This window comes from Streptomyces sp. NPDC007808 (assembly GCF_042868655.1).
GTDB lineage: Bacteria > Actinomycetota > Actinomycetes > Streptomycetales > Streptomycetaceae > Streptomyces.
Genome location: NZ_JBIAEQ010000010.1, coordinates 1 through 23306, shown reverse-complemented (window position 1 = coordinate 23306; position 23306 = coordinate 1). Strand labels below are relative to the sequence as shown.

Below are 23306 nucleotides of genomic sequence, written 5' to 3'. Positions count from 1 at the left end.
GGTGAAGGTCACACCTTCGGGGGTGCGGTCGATCCTCCGGGTGTCAGCGCCGGAGTGGGCACCGGATACGACCCGGGGCCGTCGCCCGTGATCACACCGAACGGGGTCCGCGCCCCCTCCGCCCCGAAGCCGTGCAGGTCATGGCTCATCGCCGACAGCGTCGGATGCGTCAGCCTGCACAGCTGCGAGTCGTCCCACGCCGGCGGCGACACGTCCGCCGGCACCCGCAGCCCCCTCTCCGCCGCCACCGACAGCCCGGCCACCGCCGTGATGTCGTGGCGACCTTCCAGAGCGTCAACGGCTTCGGCATGTTCGACAGCCTGCGGGCGCCGATCGCCCTGGGCCGCCCCCGGCCCGCGGTCGCCGTAAGAGCGGAGCCCCCTACGGCGACCGGCCGTGATCAACACACCTGGGGCCCTTCGAGCACCTCACGGACCGAGAGGAAGGTTCGGACGCGGTCGGGCCGTGCCGTGTCGGCGACCGACCGCAGGTACCACCGGGCAGCCGGAGCCCGCTCCTGCGCCCCGTCGCCGGCCACAGCGGTGATGTCGTCCTCGAACACCTCGGTGAAGGCGTAGCCGTTCGCCGCGTCGCCCAGAACGGGGCAGTGCCGCACCCCGAGCCGCAGGCACGCGCGATGGATGGCAGCGGACGTGACCACAGGCGATCCGTCCTCGGGCCTTTCGAGCGCCACCCATGCGGTCGTGTCGAGGTCGTTGCCGCACACCTGGCAGCCCCACAGGCGGCGGCACAGCTCGGCCTTGACCCGTTCGACCTCACGGAACAGCGGCCCGCTGTCGCCCATGGGGGTCACCCAGGGAAAGGGCAGACCGGCCACCACGGGGCGCGGCAGCCCGGCCGGGTTGTGGAACTCCACTCCCTTGTAGCTCGGCGGATGGACGTACAGGACGTCTTTCATGCGCTGGCCGTCCTCCCGGTCGCGCAGGTAGACGACTCGGTGGCCGGGGCGGGCGTCAGCGGGCAACGGTGCCCTCCTGCAGCCGCTCGATCATGCGCTCGGTGGTCGCCAGGGGCGCCTCCCCGTACGAGGCACCCGCCGCCGCGACGCCGGGCCGGTCGTTCCACGTCTCGTGCCCCGCGAACGGGATGGTCTCGTCCGGCGCGTAACGCGGAAGCTGCCGGTAGGTGTTCACACCGGGGACGGGCTCGCCGCGGACCAGCACCGGATCCAGGTACAGGCCCTGACTCTCGATGCGGGTGGACGTCGCGATGTAACCGATGTCGAGTCCGCAGCGCCGCTTCGGCGACGTGTTCGCCTCGGAGCAGTGCAGCAGGTGCGGGTGGTGGATGGAGACGTCCCCCGGGTTCAACTCGATGTCGACGACGCCCTGTTCCGCGGCCCACCGGGAGACCAGGTCGGTGTCGGCCTCCGAGAAGAGCATGTTGGGCTTGTCCGTGCGCAGGTTGGGCGGGTACAGCGGCAGCCTGTGGCTGCCGGGGATCATGCGCAGGCAACCGTTCTCGGTCGTGCTCTCGTCGATGGCGAGCCAGACCGTCAGCGCCCGCATCGGCGCCAGTTTCCAGTAGGCGCCGTCCTGGTGCCACAGCACGGGCTGTCCGTCGTAGGGCGGCTTGCAGATGTAGTGAGCGGTGAAACAGGCGAGGTCGGGGCCGAGGAAGTGCTCCCCGATGTCCACCAGCCGCGGGTCCGACACGAGCCGGACCCAGAAGGCGTCGTTGCGGATCAGCGGGTGGTGGAAGTGCTCGGGTCGCAGATCCGGGTACCTGGCGGTCAGCCAAGCGACGTGGCTGCGCGCCTCCTCCAGAAGATCCTCGGGAATGACGTTGCGGATGATCGCGAAGCCGCGCTCCTCGTACTCGGCGGCGGCCTGCTCCAGCGGGGTGCTCATGTGTCTCTCCGAAAGAAGCGTTCGTCGTGTCTTTGGGATGGTCGAAGGACGCGAGGCGGTCACACCTCCCACTCGGGGGGCAACGTGCGCCGGCGGCGCAGGGGGGAGCACAGCAGCAGCACGAGGGGAAGGGCCATGACCAGTCCACCGGCCCACAGGGCGGCACCGGTGGACCAGTGGGTGGCGATCAGTCCGCCGGCGAGCGCTCCGAGCGGGGTGGCTCCCTGGATGACGACGCTGTACGCCGCCGTCACCCTGCCCATGTAGGCGTCGGGCGTCACCCGCGCGCGAAGGCCGGCGGTGGAGACGGCCCGGCCCACGAGGGCGATGCCGATGAGGACCTCCGCGACCGCTATCAGGGGCACCGCCGCCTGCCGGAACACTCCGGCCAGCGGCGCCGCGATCACGGCGAACGGGGCCAGGCCGGAGAAGACCAGCGTCATGCGGATCTCCCCGAACCGCCGGCGCAGTCGCGGCGCCAGCAGCGAGGCGGCGAACCCGGCCACGGCCCCGAGCGTGGACAGTAGCCCGTACGCCCAGGTGGTCACCCCGATCTCCTTCAACAGGAAGACCGGCAGCATCGACAGCAGGATGCCCGCGCCCACGTTGTTGAGGGCGGCCTGGTGCAGCAGCAGCCGCAGCAGCGGTTGCCGGAACAGGACGCGGATCCCGTCGCCGATCTCCTGCCGGAACCCCTGCCCGGACCGGGCCGGGCCCCGGGCGATGTCACCGTGCGGGTGGATCCTCCGCAGCAGCAGGAGCGACGTGACATGACCGAGCGCGACGACGCAGTACAGGACCGGGGCGGCCACGGCCTGCGTCACGACCCCCGCGACGCTGGGGGAGATCGCCCGGATGGCCGTCTCGGAGCTCTGCAGCCGGGCGTTGCCGTCCGCCACCCGACGCCGGGGGAGCACATACGGCAGCACGCTGCTGTGCGCCACGTCGAAGAAGACGCCCGCCAGGCTCACCACCAGTGCCACCACGATGAGTTGGGCCACGGTGAGGACGCCCAGGAAGTAGGCGAGCGGCACGCTGGCGAACGCGGCCGCGTAGGCGATGTCCGCGCAGACCAGCACGGGCTTCTTGCGTCGCCGGTCGATCCACACGCCGGCCGGTAGCCCGATGGTGAGGAACCCCGCCCGGCCGCAGACGAAGATCAGGCTCATCGTCAGCGGCCCGGCGTGCAGCAGGAGCAGGGCGGTCACCGGCAGGGCGAAGGAGGCCACCTCGGCGGCCGCGTACCGGAAGCCGTTCGCCGCCCACAGGCGCCTGAAATCAGGAACCTTGAGGACTTCGACGGCATCGTCGGAGGCGGCGTGGGCCGATGAGGAGAGCGACACGGGCACGGCCTCCCTTCAGTGAACGACCGTCAGCCCAGGGCTGTCGCCGAGCGTCGGCCGGGTGGCCAGTGCGGTGAGCGCGGTGCGATCGACCTTGCCGTTGGCGTTCCTCGGCAGCTCACCGGTGGCCAGGACGATCCGCTGCGGGATCATGTAGTGGGGCAGCCGGTCCCGCAGCAGGCGGGGCAGGGCCTCGACGTCATGGACGCCGTCCGCGCTCACGAACGCCGTGAGCAGCGTGGAGAACAGCGCGTCCGGAGTGGCCACGACCACACACTCGTGGATGCCGTCGAGGGCGTTCAGATGCCGCTCGATCTCGCCCAGTTCCACCCGGAAACCGCGCGACTTGACCTGGGCGTCCCTACGGCCGACGAACTCCAGCTCGCCCGCCGCGTTCTCCCGGACCATGTCCCCGGTGGCGTACCAGCGCCGCCCGTCCGCGGTGTGCACGAAGGCGCCGGCCGTCTGCTCGGGATCCAGGTACCCCTCCATCAGCATGCTGCCGCGCACCAGCAGTTGCCCCGTGCCGCCGGGCCGCACGGGGGTCAGCTCCTCGTCCACCACGACGATCTCGGCGCCGGGCAGCACCCGGCCGATGGGGATGACAGCGTCGAGCGGCTGTGGTCCCCGCATCTCGTGGAACGTGCAGACGTTGCTCTCCGTCGGTCCGTACACGTTCAGCAGCCGTATCCCCGGCAGGGCCGCGAACAGGGTGTTCACGTCACTCGGCGGCAGCACCTCGCCGCCCACCACGGCGGCGCGCAGCGCTCCGAGCCGCGGGAGCACGTCCTTGCCCCGACGGGTGAGCCAGACCAGGGTCGAGGTCACCGCGTACCAGACGGTGCCGCCGACCTGCCGGCAGAAGTCGATGTGGGCGGCGGGGAACGGCGCCGCCGAGGCGGGCATCAGCGCGACGGCGGCGCCGACCCGGGCGGCGCCGAAGAGGTGCAGCGTGGTCGGGTCGAAGTGCAGGGGCGCCGAGTTGATGATGACGTCCTGCTCCGTGAGCCGGAGCTCGTCGACCGACCAGTCGACGAAGGCCGAGGCACTGGCATGGGTGTGCACCACACCCTTGGGGTTGCCGGTGCTGCCGGAGGTGTGGAACACGTAGGCGAGGTCCGGCACGGGCGGGCGGGGGGCGGTCGCGGGGATCGCGTACCAGAGGGGCCCGTCCGCCGAACCCGTGGGAAGAGGCTGCCAGGTGAGGTCGGGCGCCACCGCGTGCCACTGGTCGCGGGCCGTGGTGTCCGTGACGATGACGCTGGGCCGGCTGCGCTCGACGATGAGCCGGGCGCGGGCGACGGGACCGTCCGGATCCACCGGCACGTATCCCGCCCCGGAGCGGAGGATGCCGTGCACCGCGGCCACCGCCAGACAGGACTTCGCGCCGTGCCAGGCGACACAGTCCCCGGACCGGACGCCGGCCTCGCGCAGCCCCTGGGCGATGCGTTCGGCCATGCCGTCCAGACGGGCGTAGCCGAGGCTGCCGGTGCCGTCGATGACGGCGGTGCGCTCGCCATGGCGGGCGGCGGTCCTTCGCAGGTCGTCCACCAACGATCGGCCGACAGTCATCAGTGCCCCTTGGACTTCAGGAACGCCCGGATGGCGAGCGGGGTCTCGAAATGCGCCGGGACGATCTCCGCGTCGCGTACGGTCACGGAGAACTCCTTCTCCAGCAGCGCCACCAGGCTCAGCAACGACAGGGAGTCGATGATGCGGTGGGCGATGAGCTGGGTGTCCTCGCTCACCTCGGTCCCCGGTGCCACCTCCCGGACCGCCGCGAGTACGGCTCGCAGCACGGAGTCGTCCGTCATCACACACCCAGCCCTTCCGCGATGATCTTCATCTGCATGTCCGAGGTCCCGGAGTAGTACCTGCTGGCCACGGCGTCGGTCAGCAGGGCGGTCGTCCCGGTCTCCGGCAGCAGCGCGTAGCCGCCGTACACATCCGGAAGCTCCTGGCAGAACCTGTTGAACTCGGTGCTGACGTGCAGCTTCGTCAGCGAGGAGCGGCCGTGGTCGAGCGTGCCCGCATCTGCTTGCCGGGCCGTGGCGTGGAGCAGCTCCCGTGCGCTGGTCAAGCTCAGGTGCATACGGACCAGGCGCTGGCGGATCGTGTCGTACGCGGCCAGGGGGCGCCCGAACTGGCTGCGGGACCGGGCGTGTTCCACGGCCTGGGACAGCGCCCGAGCCATCAGCCCGAGCACCGGGGCCAGGATGAACGCCCGCTCGTGGCGCATGGCCTGCATGAGGACGGCGAACCCGGCGCCCGGGCCGCCCAGCAGGTCGCTGTCGTCGAGGACGCAGTCGTCGAGGTGCAGCGAGCACAGCGCCGCGCCGGCGAGGCCGGCCTTGTCGATGTCCCGGCCGATGTGCAGACCGGGGGTGCCGCGCGGGACGACGAACGCGCTGAGCCCGGACAGGGCGCTGCCTTCCGCGGTGCGCGCGATGACGATGAGGACATCGGCCGTCGGCCCGTTGGTGACGAAGGTCTTGGCGCCGTTGAGTCGCCAGCGTCCCTCGCTGTCGCGGTCGGCGCGGGTGCGCAGGGACAGCAGGTCGGAGCCCGCGTCGTATTCGGTGGCCGCGAACGCGCCGACCGCCCTGCCGGTCAAGAGCGGCGTCAGATGGCGGTCGTGCTGCGCCTCACTGCCGAAGGCCACCAGGGGTTCCTGGCAGGCCCACATCTGTGCGGCCATGGCGAAGGGCGGGCCGCTCAGGCCGCTCTCCTCGGCGAAGGCCTCCAGCGCCAGGCAGGCGGCCTCGTAGCCGGCCCCGCTGCCGCCGGCGGACTCGGGGACCGCCAGCGACAGCAACCCCTGGTCCGCCGCGGTGCGCCAGAGCCCGTCGCCGTCCGGGCACTTGGCCGCCCAGGACCGCAGCCCGGCAAGCCAGCCGGAGAACTCCTGCGGAGGGTACGTCCGCCGTGTCATCGCAGCTCACTTCCCCGGACGGGCCACCGGAAGACGTGGTGGGACTCGGTCAACCCGAACCTGTCGAAGGTGGACGGGCGTTCGCCGATCGGGGCCAGCGCCAGCAACTCGTGGTCCCTGCCCACGCCGAGGCGGGTCGCCAGCCAGTCGAAGATGTCCTCGGCGATGCCGGTGCCCCGGTCGTTCGGCCGGAGCTTGATCTCATGGAGGATCAACCGGCTCTGCCCTCCGGGCCGCAGCCTGCCCAGGGCGGTGAGGGCGAACGCCGCGACGACACGGCCCTCCGACTCGGCGACGTAGTGCCTGGTGCCCGGCGCGGCGGCGCGGTCCGTCACCCGCCTCCCGAACTCCTCGGTGTCCCCGCCCCCGTAGATCTCGCCGAGGGCGGGGGCGTCGGCCGCGACCGCCTCACGGATGGTCCGCCGCGTCACCCGGCTAGCCACCCGCCACCGCCGACATGATCGTCACGGTGGTCCGTGGTGCGACGACGACGTCCAGCGAGGTGAGATCGCGGATGTTGTCCTCACCGAGGTAGACGCTGACGAAAGGCAGGAAGCCCCCGGAGCTGTCGGCCAGACGCTGCCGCAGGCCCGGATGACGCTCGTAGACCCTGTCGACGACTTCCCGGAAGGTGCCCACGGGCACCTGGAACCGGGTCTCGCCACCGGCGTACCGGGCGAGGGGGGTGGACAGGACGACCTCGACCTCGGACATGGTGTCCTCCTTCCTGGGCGGCTGGGCGGTGCTCATTCGGCGGTGCTCCCGGTCGCGACGGCACGGTGCGCCCGGTAGCTCTCCCAGCCCTCGATGGCCTGCTGGAGCTGGGAGTCGTAGTCGGTGTCCTGTACGAAGCCGTGGCCCCGCCCGTCGCGGAGCATGACGGCCCTGGCACTCGGGTGGCCGCCGAGGGCGGCCATGATGGGCCGCAGGTGGTGCAACGCGAAGTAGGAGTCCTTCTCCGACACCAGCGCGTGGAGGTAGCGGCCGGCGCCGGGCGCCGCCCAGTCGGTGAGGATGTCGGTCGTCTTCTGCGGTGCGGCCATGCCGGGAAGATGGGCGAAGGGCATCGCCTCGCGCTGCCACTGGGGCAGGATCGTCGGATCGTCGTGCGGCGAGATGACGAAGGCGAGATCGTCGCCGCCGGCCCGCACACAGTGCTTGAGCGCCGCATAGCCGCCCGACGACAAGCCGTGCCAGACGGTGCCCCGCAGTCCATGGCGCTCCAGCAGCGCGGCACGAAGCGCGTACATCCGCGGCGCGAACTCCTCCTCGCCCAGCAGGAACCAGCCGCAGCACGAGTCCTGGGTGTGCATGTGGATCGGGTCCGAGAAGGACAGGCACACCGAGCGCTCGGCCTGCCGCCACTGCTTGCGGGCGAAGACCGGCGGCACGTGTTTCTCGATGCGGCTGAAGCCGTGGAAGAGGATGTGCAGGTAGGGGCTCTCGATGACGTCGGGTACGGTCACCTCGTATTCGAGGACATACCCTTCCGGGTGCCGGAACCGGTCCCGCTGGATCTTCACTTCAAACCTCGCAATGGCTGGTCCTGTGCGTGGAAGCTCGGGTCGTCAGGCGGACAGGGTGCGCCCCTCCGCGAAGGACAGGCCGGGACAGACGACCCGGACGACGCTGAACGGCTCGGCCGGGTCGGAGAGCCGGACCACCAGCGGGGCATGGCCGGTGACGTTCGTGATGCGCCGTGTCACGTCGGCCAGTTCCTCCTCCATGTCGGCATGAGCGGCTCCATGGCCGCTCAGCGCCTCGTCGAGGCTCACCAGGCCCGGGTCGGCGGGAAGGCCCGCCGTGGTGCCGGCGTCCTGCCAGGCGTCCTGGTCCGAGGGAATGTCGTCGCGGGTGGCACTGATCTCGGTCAGCCTGCTCTGTACCGCCTCGGTCACCGCACGGGACAGGGCGACGACGGGGTCCAGGTGGCTGCCCGAGCCGGCGCACACGAGGGGGAAGAGGGGCGACCACACGAACGCGGCGAACGTCGGTATGGCGAAGCGGTTCGGGACGCAGGAGAGGCGGACGTCCACACCGGCGTCCCCGAGCCGGTCGAGCAGCGAACGCACGTGCCCGTCCTGGACCGTGTCCGCAGCGATCTGCAGGCGCCCGGGGCCCGTGGCGGAAGGGTGGGCCGCCAGGACGTCGCGCTCGACCGCCTCGTACAGGGCGTGCAGTGCGGCCTCGGTGAACGTGTTGCCGGAGGCGAGTCCGGTACTGCTGGACTCGAACAGGCGCGGACGCCAGAAGTGCGGTCCGCTGTAGGAGAGCCGCACCAGGTCGAGGGGGACCGGTACGGTCCGCTGGTCGGTCAGCGACCGCGCGTGGACCCACGGCATCCGCAGCTCGCCGGTCCACGCTTCCCGCACCCGGACGTTCAGGTCGGTCAGCGCGTACGGCAGGCGCAGGCTCGCGGCGGTGGCGCTGAAGCTGTCGACCTGTGGCCGCTCCGCATGCCACAACTCGATGGACTCCATGACCGCGGAGAGCTTGGCGAGCAGCGGCGAGGCTCCCTTGCCCTGCGAGACGGCCAGGGTCTCCGACTCGGGCCGCACGGCCAGGAAGACGGGGATGCCGATGTTGTCCAGCCGGGTGACGTCGGCGACCCGGGTGATGCCGTGGCGACGCAGGCGGGGCGCGATCCGTTCCCAGGTGGTCTCGGGGGCGACCGCGCGATGGGTGCCCGGCAGCGCGAGCTTACGCACGTGCCTCGCCCCCCGCAGGCTCTCGCGACGCACGGGAACCCAGGTATCCGATGGCGAACGGGCGCAGCGCGACCGCCGCGTGGCGCGGGGACGGAAGACCCCGCCGGGCGCACTCCGTGATCAGTTCGGCGTCCGTGCCGACGTTCCAGATCCTGCGCAGCAGTCCTGCGCAGGTGGCGTCGGATATCTGGGCGAGGCTGCGCTCCGGGTGGGTGTCCAGGTAGCGCCGGTTGCGCTCCAGCCAGTCGGTGACCCGGGCCCGGTCCGAGGGCGTCTCTCCCCGCAGCAGCGGTTCCGATTCGCGCGGGTCGGCCAGGTCGGGCAGCGGGCACAGGAGGGCCGTGACGCGGTGGCGCAGGGCCGGGTCGTCGTGCCAGCGGGCGGCGGCGGGGCCCAGGTGCCGCAGGACGTGGTCACGCAAGCCGCCGGGGGAGTCCGCAGCCTCGGTCGCGCGGCGTTGCAGGAAGTCCCACCAGAGGTCGGGGAAGTCCGCGGTGAAGATCTGCTGGTAGGCGACCCGATGCCGGAGCGAGGGGTCGTCGGGCGCGAACTGGTTGCGCCAGCGCCGGTGGTACTCGGTGCGCCAGTCGCGGTCGCCCGTCGTGGGTAGGGCCGATGATGCGGGTGCGTTGGGTGTGCTCGGTGCATCCGGTGCCTCGGGCACATCCGCTGCCTCCAGCGCCTCCCGCGCCTCCGCTGCGTCCAGTGCTTCCGCTGCCTCGACCGCTCGACCGGGCCCCGTCGTGCCGGAGTGCAGGTGCGGCCGGGAGTCGAGGCGCTCGGCCAGCGCCAGGGCTTCGAGCGCGTCCGCCCGCTTCTGGTCGAAGACGACCGGATCGGCGGCGAGCCGGGCCGCGTACCAGTCCGCGAACGCTGCTTCGCCGCACTCCCGCGCCACCGCGAGGATCCGCTCCTGTGTGCGCAGCGGGTAGTACTCCCGCTGCGTCCGCTCCATCAGGTCGCGGCCGGCCCGGTGCGTGAGGACGCCCGCCTCGTACGCGGCCAGGACCGCGGTGTGCAGGTTCACCAAGGGCACGTTGATACCGGCGAGAGAACCCGTCTCGCCGTGGGCCACGCTGACCGCGTCGTCGCCGTCGAACACGCCGTCGCGATACCAGCTGTACACCCGGCCGACACCGATCATGCCGAACCGGTCCACTTCGGCGGCCCGCAGCGCTCCGATGCTGGCCGCGCCGAGGACCGTCACCCCGCGTGCCAGCGCGTCCAGGATCTCCTTGTGCCGCAGGGCCAGACGGTGGTGGTACAACCCGTCCACGATGACGACGACGTCGTCGTCGGCGAACTTCCGCGTGAAGAGATCGCCGTGCCGTACAGGGCCGTGCACCACGACGTTCGGGTGGCGTCGTCTCACCAGAGGTTCAGGGCACGACGGCCCGACGAACACATGAACCGCCATGCCCTTCCCCCTTCTTCAACGGCGTGCCGGCGATCGAACCGGATCAGGCGGACCAGTCAGTGCGAACCGCCGGATGCACGCTGTGTCAGTTGCGCACTTCGCTGTCGGTGATGATCAGCGGGGTCTCGCCGAACAGGACCTCGAAGTCCTCGCCGGTGAGCTCTTCGACCTCGCTGGTGGTCTCGGTGACGACCTCAGCCATGTCTTTCTCCCATTCATGAAATGAGGGGAACTTTCGGCGCCCTAATGACGCCGAGTGGACGCTACAACGACCCCGATGGGGTGTCCAGGGAATTCATATCGACGCAGCTCTTCCGGGCGGCAACCTCATACGGCCGAATTGGGTTGCCCGGCACCGGCGGAATTTAAAAGATCTTTACCGTGGTAGCGTCGCGGACTGGCGCTTCCTTTGGTCGCGCTTTGCGGCGTGATTGTGTACTTTGACGCCCGCCTGTCGTAGACGCGCGGGCGTACGCGCAGCTCAAGCGGGTGAAGGTGCGTCGGTCGCCTCATGTTGGACATTGACTGAAGTACAACGCTTGCTGTCTCAAACTGACTGTTGACTCCACGAGCGGCGGCATGAAGGATCGTGTTCGGTGGGTGATCTTCTGAATTGCTCGCGAAATAGACGGGGGTGCGAGTGGGTTTTCAGCTCACGCCTATGGTTCTGGTTGTCGCCGCGCTTCTTTTTCACCAGGTCAATCGGCTGTGGGAATACGGTTTCGCAGGTGTGGGTCAGCACTACGCACCGGTTTTTGGTATTCGTCTGCCACGGCGCGCCGCCGCCGCCGGGCAGCTGGCCGCACTGCCGACCGCCCTGCTGATCGCGTCGACGTTCCCTTCATCCGCCGGCCGCACCGCGGTGGTCCTGCTGGTGGCGTACTGGATGCTCGCCACCCAGCTCCGGCTGTCGGACCACTGCTGGCTCGGGGCTGTGGCCGTGGCCGTCATGGCCTTCACCCCCGGCTCCGTCCACGCCCTGGTGGCCGAGGACCTCCTAGCGGCCGTGTATCTGACGGCGGCCCTGCTGAAGGTCAACGACGAGTACCTGTTCACCGAGCGCAGCGCCGGCCGCGTCGTCACCGCCCACTACCTGCGCCTGCTCCGCCTGCCGGACGCCCCCGTGCTGCTGCGGGCCATGCCGGCGTTGGTGATCGTCACCGAACTCCTGGTCGGCGTGCTCGCCTGCGTACCCGGCGCGGAGCGGTGGGCACTGGGAGTCGCGATCCCCATGCACTTGATCTTCGGAGTGTCGGGGAACTACCCCTTCTCCGTGGTGGCCCTGGCCCTCTGGGTGACGGTGTTCTCTCCCGAAGGCCGGGTCGAACTGGACGGCCCCGTGTGGGCGTTGGGGGCCGCGACGCTCCTGGTGGGCCTGCTGTCCATCGCCACGGGGCGAACCGCCAAGGGCCGCCGCTCGGCCGGCTGGCTGGTCAAGGACTTCTACCAGGGCGCGGTCTACGGCGCCCTGTGCGCGGCGGCGGTGCTGTCCCCGGCACCCGGCCCCGACCGCTCCACGCCCTGGGAGCCTCTCGTCCACGGCCTCGTCGCACTCGCGTTCGCCGTGAACTTCCTCCTGGTCGTCGCGGGCGTCAAGCTCGAATGGAGCTTCGCCATGTTCACGAGCCTGCGCCCCTTCGGCCGTTCCTGGATGGAACGCCACCGGCTGCGGGAGTGGCCGCGCTACTACGCGCTCACCCTGCCGCCCCGCATACCGAAGTCACTGCTGCGAGACATCGATCCGACGTTCGTCTATCTCGCCACACGGGAGGAGAACGTCGTACACGAAGGCGTCGCCCACCATGTGGAAGCCGTGGCACGGGAACACGACGTCACCTTCGCGCCGCGGGCCATGACCCTCACCGCCGGGAGCCGCGAACTGGTGCCCTCCGAGTCGCAAGAGCCCCCGCCGCGGCGGCGTTTCCTCAACTACCCGGCTGTGGTGCCGAAGAGCCTGGACCGCCGGTACCTCGCCTGAGGCGCGGTGGTGTCGCGCAAGGACTCACCGAGGCGCAGCGGCCCGCCGGCGTCGGAGTGGTGGTGCCGGCGCACGGGTGGCGCCGACGCCCTCGCCGCGCACCGGCGGCACGACACCGCGGCAGCCGCCGCGCGGACCGTGGTGCCGGGTCCGTCCGGCTGCCGCGACCACCTCGGCGGCGTCCACCGCACAGACGGAGGGGACCTCAGGCGGACAGAGCGGCGACCAGAACCGGCGTGACCTGCTCGACCTGCCAGGGCCGCGCCCCGTAGCCGACCAGCGCCTGGGCAACCGACTCGGCGTCGACGGCCTTCGGCGGCTCCCAGCACAGCCGCCGCACGGTGTCCGGCGTGATCAGGTTCTCCTGGGGCATGGCGAGCCGCTCGGCCAGCGCGGACACGGCGGCCCGAGCGGCGGACAACCGGGCCGCGGCGACCGGATCCTTGTCGGCCCAGGCCCGCGGCGGCGGCGGCCCGGTCACCGGCTGACCCGGCGCCGGCAGCTGCGACTCGCTCAAGCCCTTCGCACGGTCCACCGCGGCCTGCCACTGCTCCAGCTGCCGCCGCCCCATCCGATGCCCGAACCCGTTGAGCGCGGCCAGGGCGTGCACATTGGCCGGGATGGACAGCGAGGCCTCCACGATGGCGGCGTCGGACAGCACCTTGCCCGGCGACACGTCCCGCTTCTGTGCGATCCGGTCCCGTGTCTGCCACAGCTCCCGGACCACCGCGAGCTGCCGGCGCCTGCGCACCTTGTGCATCCCGGACGTCCGCCGCCACGGATCCTTGCGCGGCTCGGCAGGCGGCGCGGACGCGATCGCGTCGAACTCCTGCCGTGCCCACTCCAGCTTCCCCTGCCGATCCAGCTCCTTCTCCAGCGCGTCGCGCAGATCCACGAGGAGCTCGACGTCCAGGGCGGCGTACCGCAGCCACGGCTCGGGCAGCGGCCGGGTCGACCAGTCGACGGCCGAGTGCCCCTTCTCCAGGACGAACCCGAGCACGCTCTCGACCATCGCGCCGAGTCCGACCCTCGGGAACCCGGCGAGCCGCCCGGCCAGCTCGGTGTCGAACAGCAGCGTCGGCACCATGCCTATTTCACGCAGACAGGGCAGGTCCTGGGTGGCCGCGTGCAGCACCCACTCCACCCCGGACAGCGCCTCACCGAGCCCGGACAGGTCGGGGCACGCGACGGGATCGATCAGCGCGGAGCCGGCGCCCTCGCGGCGCAGCTGTACCAGGTAGGCGCGCTGGCCGTAGCGGTAGCCGGACGCGCGCTCGGCGTCGACGGCGACCGGACCCGATCCGGCGGCGAAGGCGGCGATCACCTCGGCGAGCGCGGCCTCGTCGGCGATCACGGGTGGAATGCCCTCGCGGGGCTCCAGCAAGGGGATCGGCGCCTCCGTAACAGAAGATCCGCCGTCGTCCGGAGGGGCGCCTCCGGTGGTTCGCAGTGAAGTGTCTGCTGCGGTTTCTTGGGCGTCGGTCACATGTCAAGGGTATCTGTAAGGGGGAGCGTCTGACCTGCGCGTTCTGGACACGTTGGTGCTGACCTGCGGAAACACGGCTCGCCGTTTCTCGCGGTCCGCCGGTGCTCGCCGACCGGCGGGCCCTGGAGCTGCGCCGCGGATCACCGGAATCCGCCGAAAGCGGCCCAACCTCGCCTCGGGCCCGGGTCCTGAGGGCTCCCCGTGATCCTGCCGCGACCCATGGACAGCGCCCGCCGACGGAACGTTCCGTCGGCGGGCGCCTGAGGGTCGTCAACCAGTCGGCCAAGCGAGAGATCCGGTTCACGACAGGTGGGGGACGCGGGCGGGACCAGTGGACGATCCCGTACACGCCGGTGCGTCGAGGGTCAGTGGATGATGCCGGTCCGCAGGGCCACGGCGACCATGCCGGCGCGGTCCCCGGTGCCGAGCTTGCGGGCGATACGGGCGAGGTGGCTCTTGACGGTCAGGGCGGACAGGCCCATGGAGACGCCGATGGCCTTGTTCGACTGGCCCTCCGCCACCAGCCGCAGCACCTCGACCTCACGACCGGAGAGTTCGCGGTAGCCGCCCGGGTGGCTCGGGGCACCCGGGTGGCGACGGTGCATACGGGCGGCGGCGGCGCCGATGGGGGCCGCACCGGGCCGGGTGGGGAGCCCGACGTTGGTGCGGGTGCCGGTGACGACGTAACCCTTCACGCCGCCGGCGAGAGCGTTGCGCACCGCGCCGATGTCGTCGGCGGCGGAGAGGGCGAGGCCGTTGGGCCAGCCCGCGGCGCGCGTCTCCGACAGGAGGGTGAGGCCGGAGCCGTCGGGCAGGTGGACGTCGGCGACACAGATGTCGCGGGGGTTGCCGATGCGGGGACGAGCCTCCGCGATGGACGAGGCCTCGATGACATCGCGCACACCGAGCGCCCAGAGATGGCGGGTGACGGTGGAGCGGACGCGGGGATCGGCCACGACCACCATGGCGGTGGGCTTGTTCGGGCGGTAGGCGACCAGGCTTGCGGGCTGCTCGAGGAGAACGGACACCGGGCCTCCTGGGGTGCGGGGACGGCTTTCAAGGTCACAGTCGTCTTCGGCACCAAACCCATGGCCCTTTAGGGAAAGATCACGATTTAGTGAGTAACAATTGGGGCAATTCAGACACTTGGTCGATCGTTCGGTGAATCAATCGGCTCGATCATGGATTGATCCTGACCGAAAGTGGCCGTATCGACAAAGTGACGGTCAAGTCAGGGGTGTCGAGTGGTCAGCGGTCGAACAGGTGGCGCCAGCGGGAAGAGGGGGCGTCAGCGGGAAGAGGGGGCGTCAGCGGGACTGCGGGTCCCGGCGCTGGGGCAGCGTCACCACCGACGCGTCACCCGGACCCGCCGGGGGCAGACCCGCCACCTGAGCCAGCAGATCGCACCAGGACGCCAGATGGGCCGCGGTGTCCGGAACGCCGCCCAGACCCTCACGCGGGGTCCAGGAGGCGCGGATCTCGATCTGCGACGCCGCCGGGCGCTCGGCCAGACCGCCGAAGTAGTGGGAGCTGGCGCGTGTGACGGTGCCGCTCGGTTCGCCGTACGACAGCCCGCGCGCCTGGAGTGCGCCGGTCAGCCAGGACCAGCACACGTCGGGCAGCAGCGGGTCGGTGGCCATCTCCGGCTCCAGCTCCGCACGCACCAGGGTCACCAGCCGGAACGCGCCGTGCCAGGCATCGTGCCCGTCCGGGTCGTGCAACAGCACCAGCCGGCCGTCGGCCAGGTCCTGGTCGCCGTCGACGACGGTGGCCTCCAGCGCATACGCGTACGGAGCCAGCCGCTGAGGCGCCTTGGTCTGCTCGACCTCGATCTGCGGCCGCAGCCGGCTGCCGCGCAGAGCGTCGACCGCGGCACGGAAGGCCGGTGGAGCCGTACTGCTCGAATGCCGGTCCGCCTCCCCCGTCCCCTTCGAGTCATCCATCCCGCCAGTGCCGTCCGACAGTCGTCCCTGAGCCGCAGCCATGCGGGAAGATTAAGGGGAACCGGGGCTTCGTGCCGGGCTAGACACCCCGTTCCCGCTGTCGGCGTGGCCGTCGGCGGGCCCGCCGCCCCCGGACCCCGGCAGGGCGGCGCCGTGCGAGACTTGCCACCGTGAGTGCCAACGACACGCAGCCGACGCCGCCGACCGCCACCTACGACTCCGCCTTCCTCCGGGCGTGCAGGCGCGAACCCGTGCCGCACACGCCGGTGTGGTTCATGCGGCAGGCCGGGCGCTCCCTGCCGGAGTACCGCAAGGTGCGCGAGGGCATTCCGATGCTGGAGTCCTGCATGCGGCCCGAGCTGGTCACCGAGATCACCCTCCAGCCCGTGCGCCGGCACGACGTGGACGCGGCGATCTTCTTCAGCGACATCGTCGTCCCGCTCAAGGCCATCGGTATCGACCTCGACATCAAGCCCGGCGTCGGCCCGGTCGTCGAGCGGCCGATCCGCACCCGCGCCGACCTCGCCCAGCTGCGCGACCTGACCCCCGAGGACGTCTCCTACGTCACGGAGGCCATCGGCCTGCTCACCCGCGAGCTGGGCCAGACCCCGCTCATCGGTTTCGCCGGCGCGCCTTTCACCCTCGCGAGCTACCTCGTCGAGGGCGGACCGTCGCGCACGTACGAGAACGCCAAGGCGATGATGTACGGAGACCCGGAGCTCTGGGCCGACCTGCTCGACCGTCTCGCCGACATCACGGCCGCGTTCCTGAAGGTGCAGATCGAGGCCGGCGCCTCCGCCGTCCAGCTCTTCGACTCCTGGGTCGGCTCGCTCGCTCCCGCCGACTACCGCCGCTCGGTGATGCCCGCCTCGGCGAAGGTCTTCGACGCGGTCGCCGGGTACGGCGTCCCGCGCATCCACTTCGGTGTCGGCACCGGCGAACTGCTGAAGTTCATGGGCGAGGCCGGCGCGGACGTCGTCGGCGTCGACTGGCGGGTCCCGCTGGACGAGGCCGCCCGCCGGGTCGGTCCCGGCAAGGCACTCCAGGGCAACCTCGACCCGACCGTGCTGTTCAGCACCCCCGAGGCGGTCGAGGCCAAGACCCGTGAGGTCCTCGACGCGGCGGCCGGCCTGGAGGGCCATGTCTTCAACCTCGGCCACGGCGTCATGCCGTCCACCGACCCGGACGCCCTGACCCGGCTCGTCGAGTACGTCCACACGCGCACGGCCCGGTAGCGGCTCACCATGTGTGGGGCCGCGCCCGCCAGCCGAACAGCAGGCCGCGCGGCTCCGGTGGCGGCGGTGTGCCCGGCTTGAGCGGCCAGGCGAGCAGCATGCCCGCGAGGAAGCCCACGATGTGCGCCGCGTAGGCCACGGTGCCCGCGTCGGAGACGCCCTCGCCGCTGGAGTACACCGCCTGCAGCACGAACCAGAACCCGAGGACCAGCCAGGCCGGCAGCCGCAGCGGCAGGAAGATCAGGAACGGCACCAGGACCCACACCCTGGCCTTCGGATAGAGCACGAGATAGGCGCCCAGCACAGCCGCGATGGCCCCGGAGGCGCCGATCAGCGGTTCGGTGGAGTCGGCGTTGAGGATCGCGAAGCCGTAGGACGCCGCATAGCCGCAGGTGACGTAGAAGAGCAGGTACCGCACGGGGCCCATGCGGTCCTCGATGTTGTTGCCGAAGATCAGCAGGAACAGCATGTTGCCCAACAGGTGCAGCCAGCCGCCGTGCAGGAACATCGCGGTGAATACGGACAGCGCGGGGGACTTGTCGTAGCTCGGCGGGCCGACCACGCAGCCGGCGCCCTGCGGTCCGACGGCGACCTCGCCCGTGGGAACGACCCTCGGCATCTGGTCGTGGATCAACTCCCTGGGCACCGCCGCGTAGTGGTCCAGGAACGCGTGCAGATGGCACAGCTGGGCGAGGCCGCTCTCACCGGCCACGGATCCGGCCGTGCCGGGCGTGGACAGGAAGACGAGGACGTTCGCGGCGATCAGCGCGTATGTCACCCAGGGGGTGCGGCGCGCCGGGTTCACGTCATGGACGGGGATGACCACGTCAGGTATGTGCCCGGCATACGTCCGGTGAATCGGTGAACGGGGCCGCCGGTGCGTGCGTATGTCTCGGCAACCGCCCGCGGCACGGGGAAGGCGGGTCGCGGGGTCTACGTGAGGAACAGGCGATGAACGACCGAGTTACTCCTGCGATGCACGCATTGCCCGACGGCGAGGCCGAGATCGCGGTGGTGCTGCGGCTGCCCTGGGAGGACGTCGCACGGCTGGGCCAGGACGCGGGGCGTCTCGCGACGCAGATGCAGCGGCCGGTGACGCTGGACGAGGCCGTGAGCCACCGGCTGCGGTCGGCCCGACCGGCCGCGGCGCATGCGAAGCCGGCGGGGGAGCAGCCGGCCGCGATGCCTTCGAGCGTGAGCGCGTCGGTGTCGTCGCTGCCGTCCCGGCCGCCGACCGAGCAGGCCCGGCAGGCGATCGAGCGGATCAACGGGTCCGCGTAGCGCCGGCCCGCGCCCCTGCGCACTCGTCGGAGGAGCCGGTGAGGTGTCCCTGTCCCTGCATGAGCAGTGAGGGGTCTCACCCGGCTCCTCTGTCGTGTGTATGGAGACAGACCTGTCTGTTTTGTCGGCGGGCATCCGGCTCCATTCCTTCCGCCCGTGAGCGGCAACGTTCGACGTAGTTCGGGATGTTAAAGAAAGCGGCGGGATTGAGTCTGCTCCTGGTGAGCAGCTTGCCAGGAAAACCAGGCAAGGTTGTATGCTTCACGGACTGTTGCACCCCCCGTAGCCCCCATGCCCCTGCGCGTAGGAGGGGTGTCGCGAGGAAGAAGCGGGAGCTGATGGAGAAGCAGTCCGAACACACCCGACAGATGCTCATCCACGCCGCGGCGTCGCTCATAGCCAACGGCGGGCCGGCCGACGCCGGACTCGTGAACATCTGCCGTGTCGCGGCCGTGAGCAGGGGCGCGCTGTACCACCATTTCCACTCCGTCAGGGAGCTGGTGGGGGAGGTGCACGCGCAGGCCCGGGTCCGCGTCGAGACCTTGGCCGAGGAGGTGTTCCAGAGCGGGCCGGCCGAAGCCCCGGAGAGGTTCAGCACCGAACTCGGTGTGATGCTGAGCGAGGAGCAACTGGTCCGCGCGGGCATCCAGGTCGGGTCCGACGGCACGGGCAGCCCGCCGCGACTGCGCGAGGAGGTGCTGACACGGCTGCGCGAGCGGATCGTCGCGAGTGCCCCCGAAGGAGCGGACATGCACTGCCTGGCGGACCTCGCCGTGGTGGTCGCCGCCGGCCTGGAGTCGCTCGGCCACACCGACGACTACTGGTGGGACCCGAAGACGGCGGAGCAGATCTGGGGCCTGCTCAAGCCCTTGTTCGCCGTGGCGGGTTGGGTCAGGGATCAGGCCTGAACCGTCTGTCGGGCAGACCTGTCGGTCTTTTCCGGCGTCGGGGTCACGCGGAGATGGCCGATCATCCCCGGATTGACCAGGCCAGGCAGCAAGAACCGCCACATCATGCTGACCCGTTCGGGCAGATCCTCCCGATTGGTCTGCACCCGTGACATCACCTGGATCCCGGTGAACGTCCCGTTGATCATCTCCGCCGCCTCCAGCAGATCGACGCCGGGCAGCAGCTCGCCGTGCTCCTTCGCCTGGGCGAGCAGCTCCCGGACCGCCGTGCTGGCCTGCTGGTACGGGGTGACCGCGTGGTCCCGCAAGGAGGACTGCTCCACCGCCAGGCGTACGCAGGCACGCAGCATCGGGTCACGCTGGAGCCGGAAGGCGAAAGCGAAGGTGAGGTCGATGACCGCCTGCACATTCGTCGACTGCGCGGGCACATCGAGGGCCTCGCGGTGGGTGGTGAGCAGCGCGACGGCGATGGCTTCCTTGGACGGGAAGTGGTGGTACAGGGCGCCGCGGGTCAGCCCCGACCGCTGGAGGATCTCGGTGGTGCTGGCCGAGTCGAAGCCGCGCTCGTCAAAGACCTCCGCGGCCGCCTTCAAGAGCAGATTCCGGGACCTCGCCCCGCGTTCCTGCTGTGCCATGCCTCGATCCTCACACTCAAACTAAACCGACTTGTCTGCATCATATGGGCGTGCCGATGGCGCTCGGGATCAGGCCAGTGGCCCGTTCGTGATCGCCGGGCGGGGTACTCATGGGTGGCCGAGGCGGAAGCCGACTCCGCGGACCGTGATGATCCAGCTGCTGGAGCCGAGTTTGCCGCGCAGGCTGCTGACGTGAGTGTCGATGGTACGCCCCCGCTGTGACCAGGTATCGCCCCAGATCTGCGCCATCAACTGGCGCCGCGAGACGATGGATCCGGGGTTTGTGGCGAGCAGGTGCAGCAGGTCGAACTCCTTGCGGGTGAGTTCCACCGGCTCGCCGTCGAGGGTGACCTCGCGGGTTGTCGAGTCGATGTGCAGGGGCCCTTGTGAGATGGCCTGCGCCGTCTCCGGGCGGGGTCCGGACCGCCGCATCACCGCCTCGATGCGAGCCAGCAGCTCACGGAAGCCGTACGGCTTGACCAGGTAGTCGTCCGAGCCGGCCTGGAGGCCGAGCACCCGGTCGAGCTCACTGCCGCGTGCGGTGACGGTGATGATGGGGGTGTCGCTGACCGCCCGTATGCCGCGGCACACCTCAAGGCCGTCCAGGTCGGGCAGGTCGAGGTCCAGCAGCACCAGGTCGGCGCGGTGGTGGACGCTCAGGGCCTCGCTGCCGGTCTTCACCCGCTCGGCGCGGTGGCCCTGCCGCATCAGCCCCTGGACGAGCGTGTCGGCGGCGGCTGTCTCGTTCTCGACGACCAGGACGTGCAGGTTCTTGTGCCCGGCGCTGGGGGGCCGGGGAAGGCGAGGTTCGAGTGGGGTGGCGGTGTGCCGTGGCAGGGGGAGCGAGGAGCTCACGGGCCGGTGCCCTTCCCTGCGGTGGGGCCTGAGTTGGTCGACGGCCTGCTGGTTCATCAAGTCCTCCCGGGTGATGGTCGAGGCGTCGTGGACTGTCAGACGGTGGTGCAGACGGTGGTGCAGCCCCAACATACCAAACAGACTTGTCTGATTGTAAAGGGAAGGTTGGGTCGTGTGGGCGCCTGTTGACAGTGTGTGAGTCGCTCCACTTTCTGCCGAATCGCAGGCGCGAAAGGGCAGTTGAGCGCGGCCCTCCGGACGGCGATCGATGCCACGGGTAAAATCTTCACTTGATTTTTCGGGCAGACATGTCTGTACTTGCGGAGTCGAACATCGAGCCTATGGGGGAGCCGGTGTCCGGGTGCTCTCCCTTGCCCGCAACAGGTCAGGAGTGGCACGTATGCAGACCCAAGCCTCCGCAGTGCACGAGTCCAGCGGCCGCATCGAGGCCTACGGCCGCGGTGGGATCGAAGCCCCGGTCGCCATCAGGCCGACTGTCACGAGGCATTCAGGGCTCACCACCACGGTGCCGCGCGAGTTCGTCCACCGTGCCGCGGTCGCGGAAGTCCTGCTCACCGGCTGGGAGCCGGTGCCGCAGGGATCGTTGGACTCCTTCGTCGTCCGGGCGCAGTGGCCCCGAGGGCACTCCCTGTTTGCCCAGTCCGGCGGGTACCAGGACCCGATGCTGCTCGTCGAGTCGGTCCGTCAGGTCGGATCCCTGCTGGCCCACGCCGAGTTCGCGGTGCCCTTCGGCCATCAGTTCATGATGAGGGACATAGCCATCACCGCTACCGCGGACCTGCTGCTCGCCACTCCGAAGCCGACCGAGGTCGAGCTGCACACAGAATGTCGTGATGTGGTCCGCCGGGGAGCGAACCTGGCCGACATGCGCTACGACGTCACCGCGCTGATCGGTGGCGTCGCCCTGGCCACCGCGTCGGCAGCCTTCCGGTGCATCAGCCCGGGCGTCTACCGGCGACTGCGCGGCGGCCGGCCCACGGGCACGACGCAGGTTGTCGGCGCACCGGTCGACCCGGCGGCGGTCGGGCGCTGCAGCGCCGAGAACGTGGTGCTCACCGAGGAGATGGCCGCCGTCGACGGCCGCCGCTCCTGGGGTCTGCGCATCGACAGTTCCCACCCGATCTTCTTCGACCATCCCGTCGACCACATACCCGGCATGGTGCTCCTGGAGGCAGCCAGGCAGGCCGCGTACGCCGCCACCGGCCGGCCCGACATGCTCGTCACCGGCATCAGCGCCACCTTCACGCGCTACGCAGAACTCGACGCGCCGTGCCGTATCGAAGCGGTCCCGGGAATGCCCGTCGCCGGTGAGACACCTGTGCGGGTGACCGGCGTGCAGGAGGGAGAGAAGGTCTTCGTCGCCGACCTCACGCTGAGTGCGACGAGCCGTTGACCGGGCCCGACGAGCCAGGAGGCGCCCCCGTGCGCACCGTCATGATCACAGGCGCGGCCGGGTTCGTGGGCCGGCATGTCGCGGCAGAGGCCGCCCGTGAGGGCGTGGATCTGCGACTGCTGTCCCACCGTCGCTCTCCACCCAGGCCCGGTCCCGGCCCGGTGCGTTCGGTGCGGGCCGATCTCGCGGATCCCGAATCGTTGCGCGGCGTGTGCGAGGACGTGGACGTACTACTGCACTGCGCCTCGCAGGTCGGAGGGACACCCGAGGCCAACCACACCGTCAACGCCCGGGGAACCGCCGCGCTCGTAGCGGAGGCACAGCGCGCCGGAGTGTCCCGCATCGTCTATCTCAGCACCGCCTCCGTGTACGGCCGCGGCACCTACCGAAACGCCCGCCCCGAGGATCTCGACCGCAAACCGCGGTCGCCGACGTCACGGTCGCGCGCGGCGGCCGAGGACACCGTACTGGCGGCGGGAGGCATCGTGCTGCGTCCGTACCTGGTCTACGGGCCCGGTGATCAGTGGGTCGTGCCAGGGCTGACACGGCTGCTGCGCGTCCTGCCCGGCGGGGCAGCGGGCTGGAACGCCAGGCTCTCCGTCATCCCGGTCGTCGAACTGGCCGCGCTGCTGGTGGCGGTCGGGCTTGCCCCGGGCCGGAGCCTGTCCGCGTCCGTGTACCACGCGGCGCACCCCACCCCGGTCCCGGCGTCGGAACTGCTGCGCGCCGTGGCCGACTGCGCGGGGCTGCCTCCGGCCCGGCCAGAGGTCACACTCGCGCAGGCCCGCGCCCACCTGCGCGAGAACAAGGAGGCTTCGTACGCGCTGGCCATGGTGGCCACGGACCACTGGTTCGACAGCGCACGGATCTGGACCGACGTGGGGCGCGCGGTGCCAGGCCCGGCGTGGGACGTGGACTTTCCGAAGATGCGCGAGTGGTACGCCGACCGATCGGTGACCTGAACGTCATCAAGGTCCGTATGCCCGTGCGCGATCCGTCCGGCGGCGGGTCGTCGGATGCGTGCGCGCGACCACGGCGCAGGCCGACGGAGCAGGTGCTTGTCAGGGAGTGAGCCCAGGACGCCTTCTCCGACGGCCCGCGCGGCTCCGAGAGTTGACCAAGACCTGTACGGAGCCGCGTTGATCTCTGAGACGGACCGCGGTGAGGGTGATCGGAAGTATCCGGACGTTCAGGAGAGTTGGTACATCGTGCGCAAGGTGCTCATCGCCAACCGTGGCGAAATCGCTGTCCGCGTGGCCCGGGCCTGCCGGGACGCCGGGATCGCGAGCGTGGCCGTCTA

25 protein-coding genes are annotated in these 23306 nt (G+C 70.6%); 7 read left to right on the top strand and 18 right to left on the bottom strand.

The window, feature by feature from the left end:
- Positions 1-8 precede the first annotated feature (8 nt).
- Genes ACFYNL_RS33435 through ACFYNL_RS33380 form a run of 12 tightly spaced genes read right to left on the bottom strand, consistent with a single transcriptional unit; the run spans position 9 to position 10226 of the window.
- Complete coding sequence (locus tag ACFYNL_RS33435; protein WP_388810192.1) at positions 9-407, bottom strand: substrate-binding domain-containing protein; 399 nt, start codon at positions 405-407, stop codon at positions 9-11.
- A complete protein-coding gene (locus tag ACFYNL_RS33430; protein WP_388810190.1) occupies positions 401-985 on the bottom strand; it encodes a hypothetical protein in 585 nt (194 codons plus the stop codon). Before ACFYNL_RS33430 ends, ACFYNL_RS33435 begins: the two co-directional genes overlap by 7 nt.
- A complete protein-coding gene (locus tag ACFYNL_RS33425) occupies positions 975-1871 on the bottom strand; it encodes a phytanoyl-CoA dioxygenase family protein (RefSeq protein WP_388810187.1) in 897 nt (298 codons plus the stop codon). The genes ACFYNL_RS33430 and ACFYNL_RS33425 overlap by 11 nt, the downstream gene beginning before the upstream one ends.
- A 59-nt stretch (positions 1872-1930) precedes the next feature.
- A complete protein-coding gene (locus tag ACFYNL_RS33420) occupies positions 1931-3214 on the bottom strand; it encodes an MFS transporter (RefSeq protein WP_388810186.1) in 1284 nt (427 codons plus the stop codon).
- Between the two features lie 15 nt (positions 3215-3229).
- On the bottom strand, positions 3230-4786 hold the full coding sequence (locus ACFYNL_RS33415) for an amino acid adenylation domain-containing protein (protein ID WP_388810183.1): 1557 nt from the start codon (positions 4784-4786) through the stop codon (positions 3230-3232).
- Positions 4786-5028: a phosphopantetheine-binding protein gene (locus ACFYNL_RS33410; protein WP_388810180.1), complete on the bottom strand. Its 243-nt coding sequence runs from the start codon at positions 5026-5028 to the stop codon at positions 4786-4788. The genes ACFYNL_RS33415 and ACFYNL_RS33410 overlap by 1 nt, the downstream gene beginning before the upstream one ends.
- Positions 5028-6146: an acyl-CoA dehydrogenase family protein gene (locus tag ACFYNL_RS33405; RefSeq protein ID WP_388810177.1), complete on the bottom strand. Its 1119-nt coding sequence runs from the start codon at positions 6144-6146 to the stop codon at positions 5028-5030. The genes ACFYNL_RS33410 and ACFYNL_RS33405 overlap by 1 nt, the downstream gene beginning before the upstream one ends.
- Positions 6143-6577 carry a hypothetical protein gene (locus tag ACFYNL_RS33400; RefSeq protein ID WP_388810176.1) on the bottom strand — a complete coding sequence of 145 codons (435 nt, stop codon included), beginning with the start codon at positions 6575-6577 and terminating at the stop codon, positions 6143-6145. The genes ACFYNL_RS33405 and ACFYNL_RS33400 overlap by 4 nt, the downstream gene beginning before the upstream one ends.
- A gap of 4 nt (positions 6578-6581) precedes the next feature.
- The gene (locus ACFYNL_RS33395) at positions 6582-6896 is read right to left on the bottom strand and encodes a hypothetical protein (protein WP_388810175.1); all 315 of its coding nucleotides are present in this window, start codon (positions 6894-6896) and stop codon (positions 6582-6584) included.
- A complete protein-coding gene (locus tag ACFYNL_RS33390) occupies positions 6893-7669 on the bottom strand; it encodes a hypothetical protein (protein ID WP_388810171.1) in 777 nt (258 codons plus the stop codon). The genes ACFYNL_RS33395 and ACFYNL_RS33390 overlap by 4 nt, the downstream gene beginning before the upstream one ends.
- A 45-nt stretch (positions 7670-7714) precedes the next feature.
- Positions 7715-8854 (bottom strand): YcaO-like family protein, encoded by a 1140-nt coding sequence (locus tag ACFYNL_RS33385; RefSeq protein ID WP_388810168.1) that lies wholly within the window; start codon positions 8852-8854, stop codon positions 7715-7717.
- Positions 8847-10226, bottom strand: a complete 1380-nt coding sequence (locus ACFYNL_RS33380; protein WP_388810166.1) for a TfuA-like protein — start codon at positions 10224-10226, stop codon at positions 8847-8849. Before ACFYNL_RS33380 ends, ACFYNL_RS33385 begins: the two co-directional genes overlap by 8 nt.
- Positions 10227-11001: 775 nt before the next feature.
- On the opposite strand from ACFYNL_RS33380, the gene ACFYNL_RS33375 reads away from it, so the two are divergent.
- Entirely contained in the window at positions 11002-12249 is a 1248-nt protein-coding gene (locus ACFYNL_RS33375; protein ID WP_388810163.1) for a hypothetical protein, read from the top strand.
- Between the two features lie 205 nt (positions 12250-12454).
- Here ACFYNL_RS33375 and ACFYNL_RS33370 read toward each other — a convergent pair whose 3' ends face one another.
- The 3 genes from ACFYNL_RS33370 to ACFYNL_RS33360 form a co-directional block, all read right to left on the bottom strand.
- A complete protein-coding gene (locus tag ACFYNL_RS33370) occupies positions 12455-13735 on the bottom strand; it encodes an HRDC domain-containing protein (protein ID WP_388810160.1) in 1281 nt (426 codons plus the stop codon).
- 365 nt (positions 13736-14100) lie between these two features.
- Positions 14101-14763: a response regulator transcription factor gene (locus ACFYNL_RS33365; protein WP_003997051.1), complete on the bottom strand. Its 663-nt coding sequence runs from the start codon at positions 14761-14763 to the stop codon at positions 14101-14103.
- Positions 14764-15042: 279 nt separating this feature from the next.
- Complete coding sequence (locus tag ACFYNL_RS33360; RefSeq protein ID WP_388810158.1) at positions 15043-15678, bottom strand: DUF3000 domain-containing protein; 636 nt, start codon at positions 15676-15678, stop codon at positions 15043-15045.
- 170 nt (positions 15679-15848) lie between these two features.
- Between ACFYNL_RS33360 and hemE the strand changes: the two genes are divergently transcribed.
- Positions 15849-16913: a uroporphyrinogen decarboxylase gene (hemE, locus tag ACFYNL_RS33355; RefSeq protein ID WP_388810156.1), complete on the top strand. Its 1065-nt coding sequence runs from the start codon at positions 15849-15851 to the stop codon at positions 16911-16913.
- A 4-nt stretch (positions 16914-16917) separates the two neighbouring features.
- Here the strand turns inward: hemE and ACFYNL_RS33350 are convergent, their stop codons facing one another.
- Positions 16918-17739 (bottom strand): rhomboid family intramembrane serine protease, encoded by an 822-nt coding sequence (locus ACFYNL_RS33350; RefSeq protein ID WP_388810153.1) that lies wholly within the window; start codon positions 17737-17739, stop codon positions 16918-16920.
- Positions 17740-17864: 125 nt separating this feature from the next.
- On the opposite strand from ACFYNL_RS33350, the gene ACFYNL_RS33345 reads away from it, so the two are divergent.
- Positions 17865-18194 carry a hypothetical protein gene (locus ACFYNL_RS33345; protein ID WP_388810150.1) on the top strand — a complete coding sequence of 110 codons (330 nt, stop codon included), beginning with the start codon at positions 17865-17867 and terminating at the stop codon, positions 18192-18194.
- Between the two features lie 338 nt (positions 18195-18532).
- Positions 18533-19102: a TetR family transcriptional regulator gene (locus tag ACFYNL_RS33340; RefSeq protein ID WP_388810147.1), complete on the top strand. Its 570-nt coding sequence runs from the start codon at positions 18533-18535 to the stop codon at positions 19100-19102.
- Here the strand turns inward: ACFYNL_RS33340 and ACFYNL_RS33335 are convergent.
- Positions 19093-19737: a ScbR family autoregulator-binding transcription factor gene (locus tag ACFYNL_RS33335; protein WP_388810144.1), complete on the bottom strand. Its 645-nt coding sequence runs from the start codon at positions 19735-19737 to the stop codon at positions 19093-19095. The genes ACFYNL_RS33340 and ACFYNL_RS33335 overlap by 10 nt on opposite strands.
- Positions 19738-19845: 108 nt before the next feature.
- Positions 19846-20649: a response regulator transcription factor gene (locus tag ACFYNL_RS33330; protein WP_388810859.1), complete on the bottom strand. Its 804-nt coding sequence runs from the start codon at positions 20647-20649 to the stop codon at positions 19846-19848.
- 343 nt (positions 20650-20992) lie between these two features.
- On the opposite strand from ACFYNL_RS33330, the gene ACFYNL_RS33325 reads away from it, so the two are divergent.
- The 3 genes from ACFYNL_RS33325 to ACFYNL_RS33315 all read left to right on the top strand — a co-directional run.
- Positions 20993-22006, top strand: a complete 1014-nt coding sequence (locus tag ACFYNL_RS33325; RefSeq protein WP_388810142.1) for a ScbA/BarX family gamma-butyrolactone biosynthesis protein — start codon at positions 20993-20995, stop codon at positions 22004-22006.
- A 29-nt stretch (positions 22007-22035) separates the two neighbouring features.
- Positions 22036-22968 (top strand): NAD-dependent epimerase/dehydratase family protein, encoded by a 933-nt coding sequence (locus ACFYNL_RS33320; RefSeq protein ID WP_388810139.1) that lies wholly within the window; start codon positions 22036-22038, stop codon positions 22966-22968.
- Positions 22969-23214: 246 nt separating this feature from the next.
- A partial coding sequence (locus ACFYNL_RS33315; RefSeq protein WP_308427085.1) for a biotin carboxylase N-terminal domain-containing protein occupies positions 23215-23306 on the top strand: 92 nt, incomplete at its 3' end.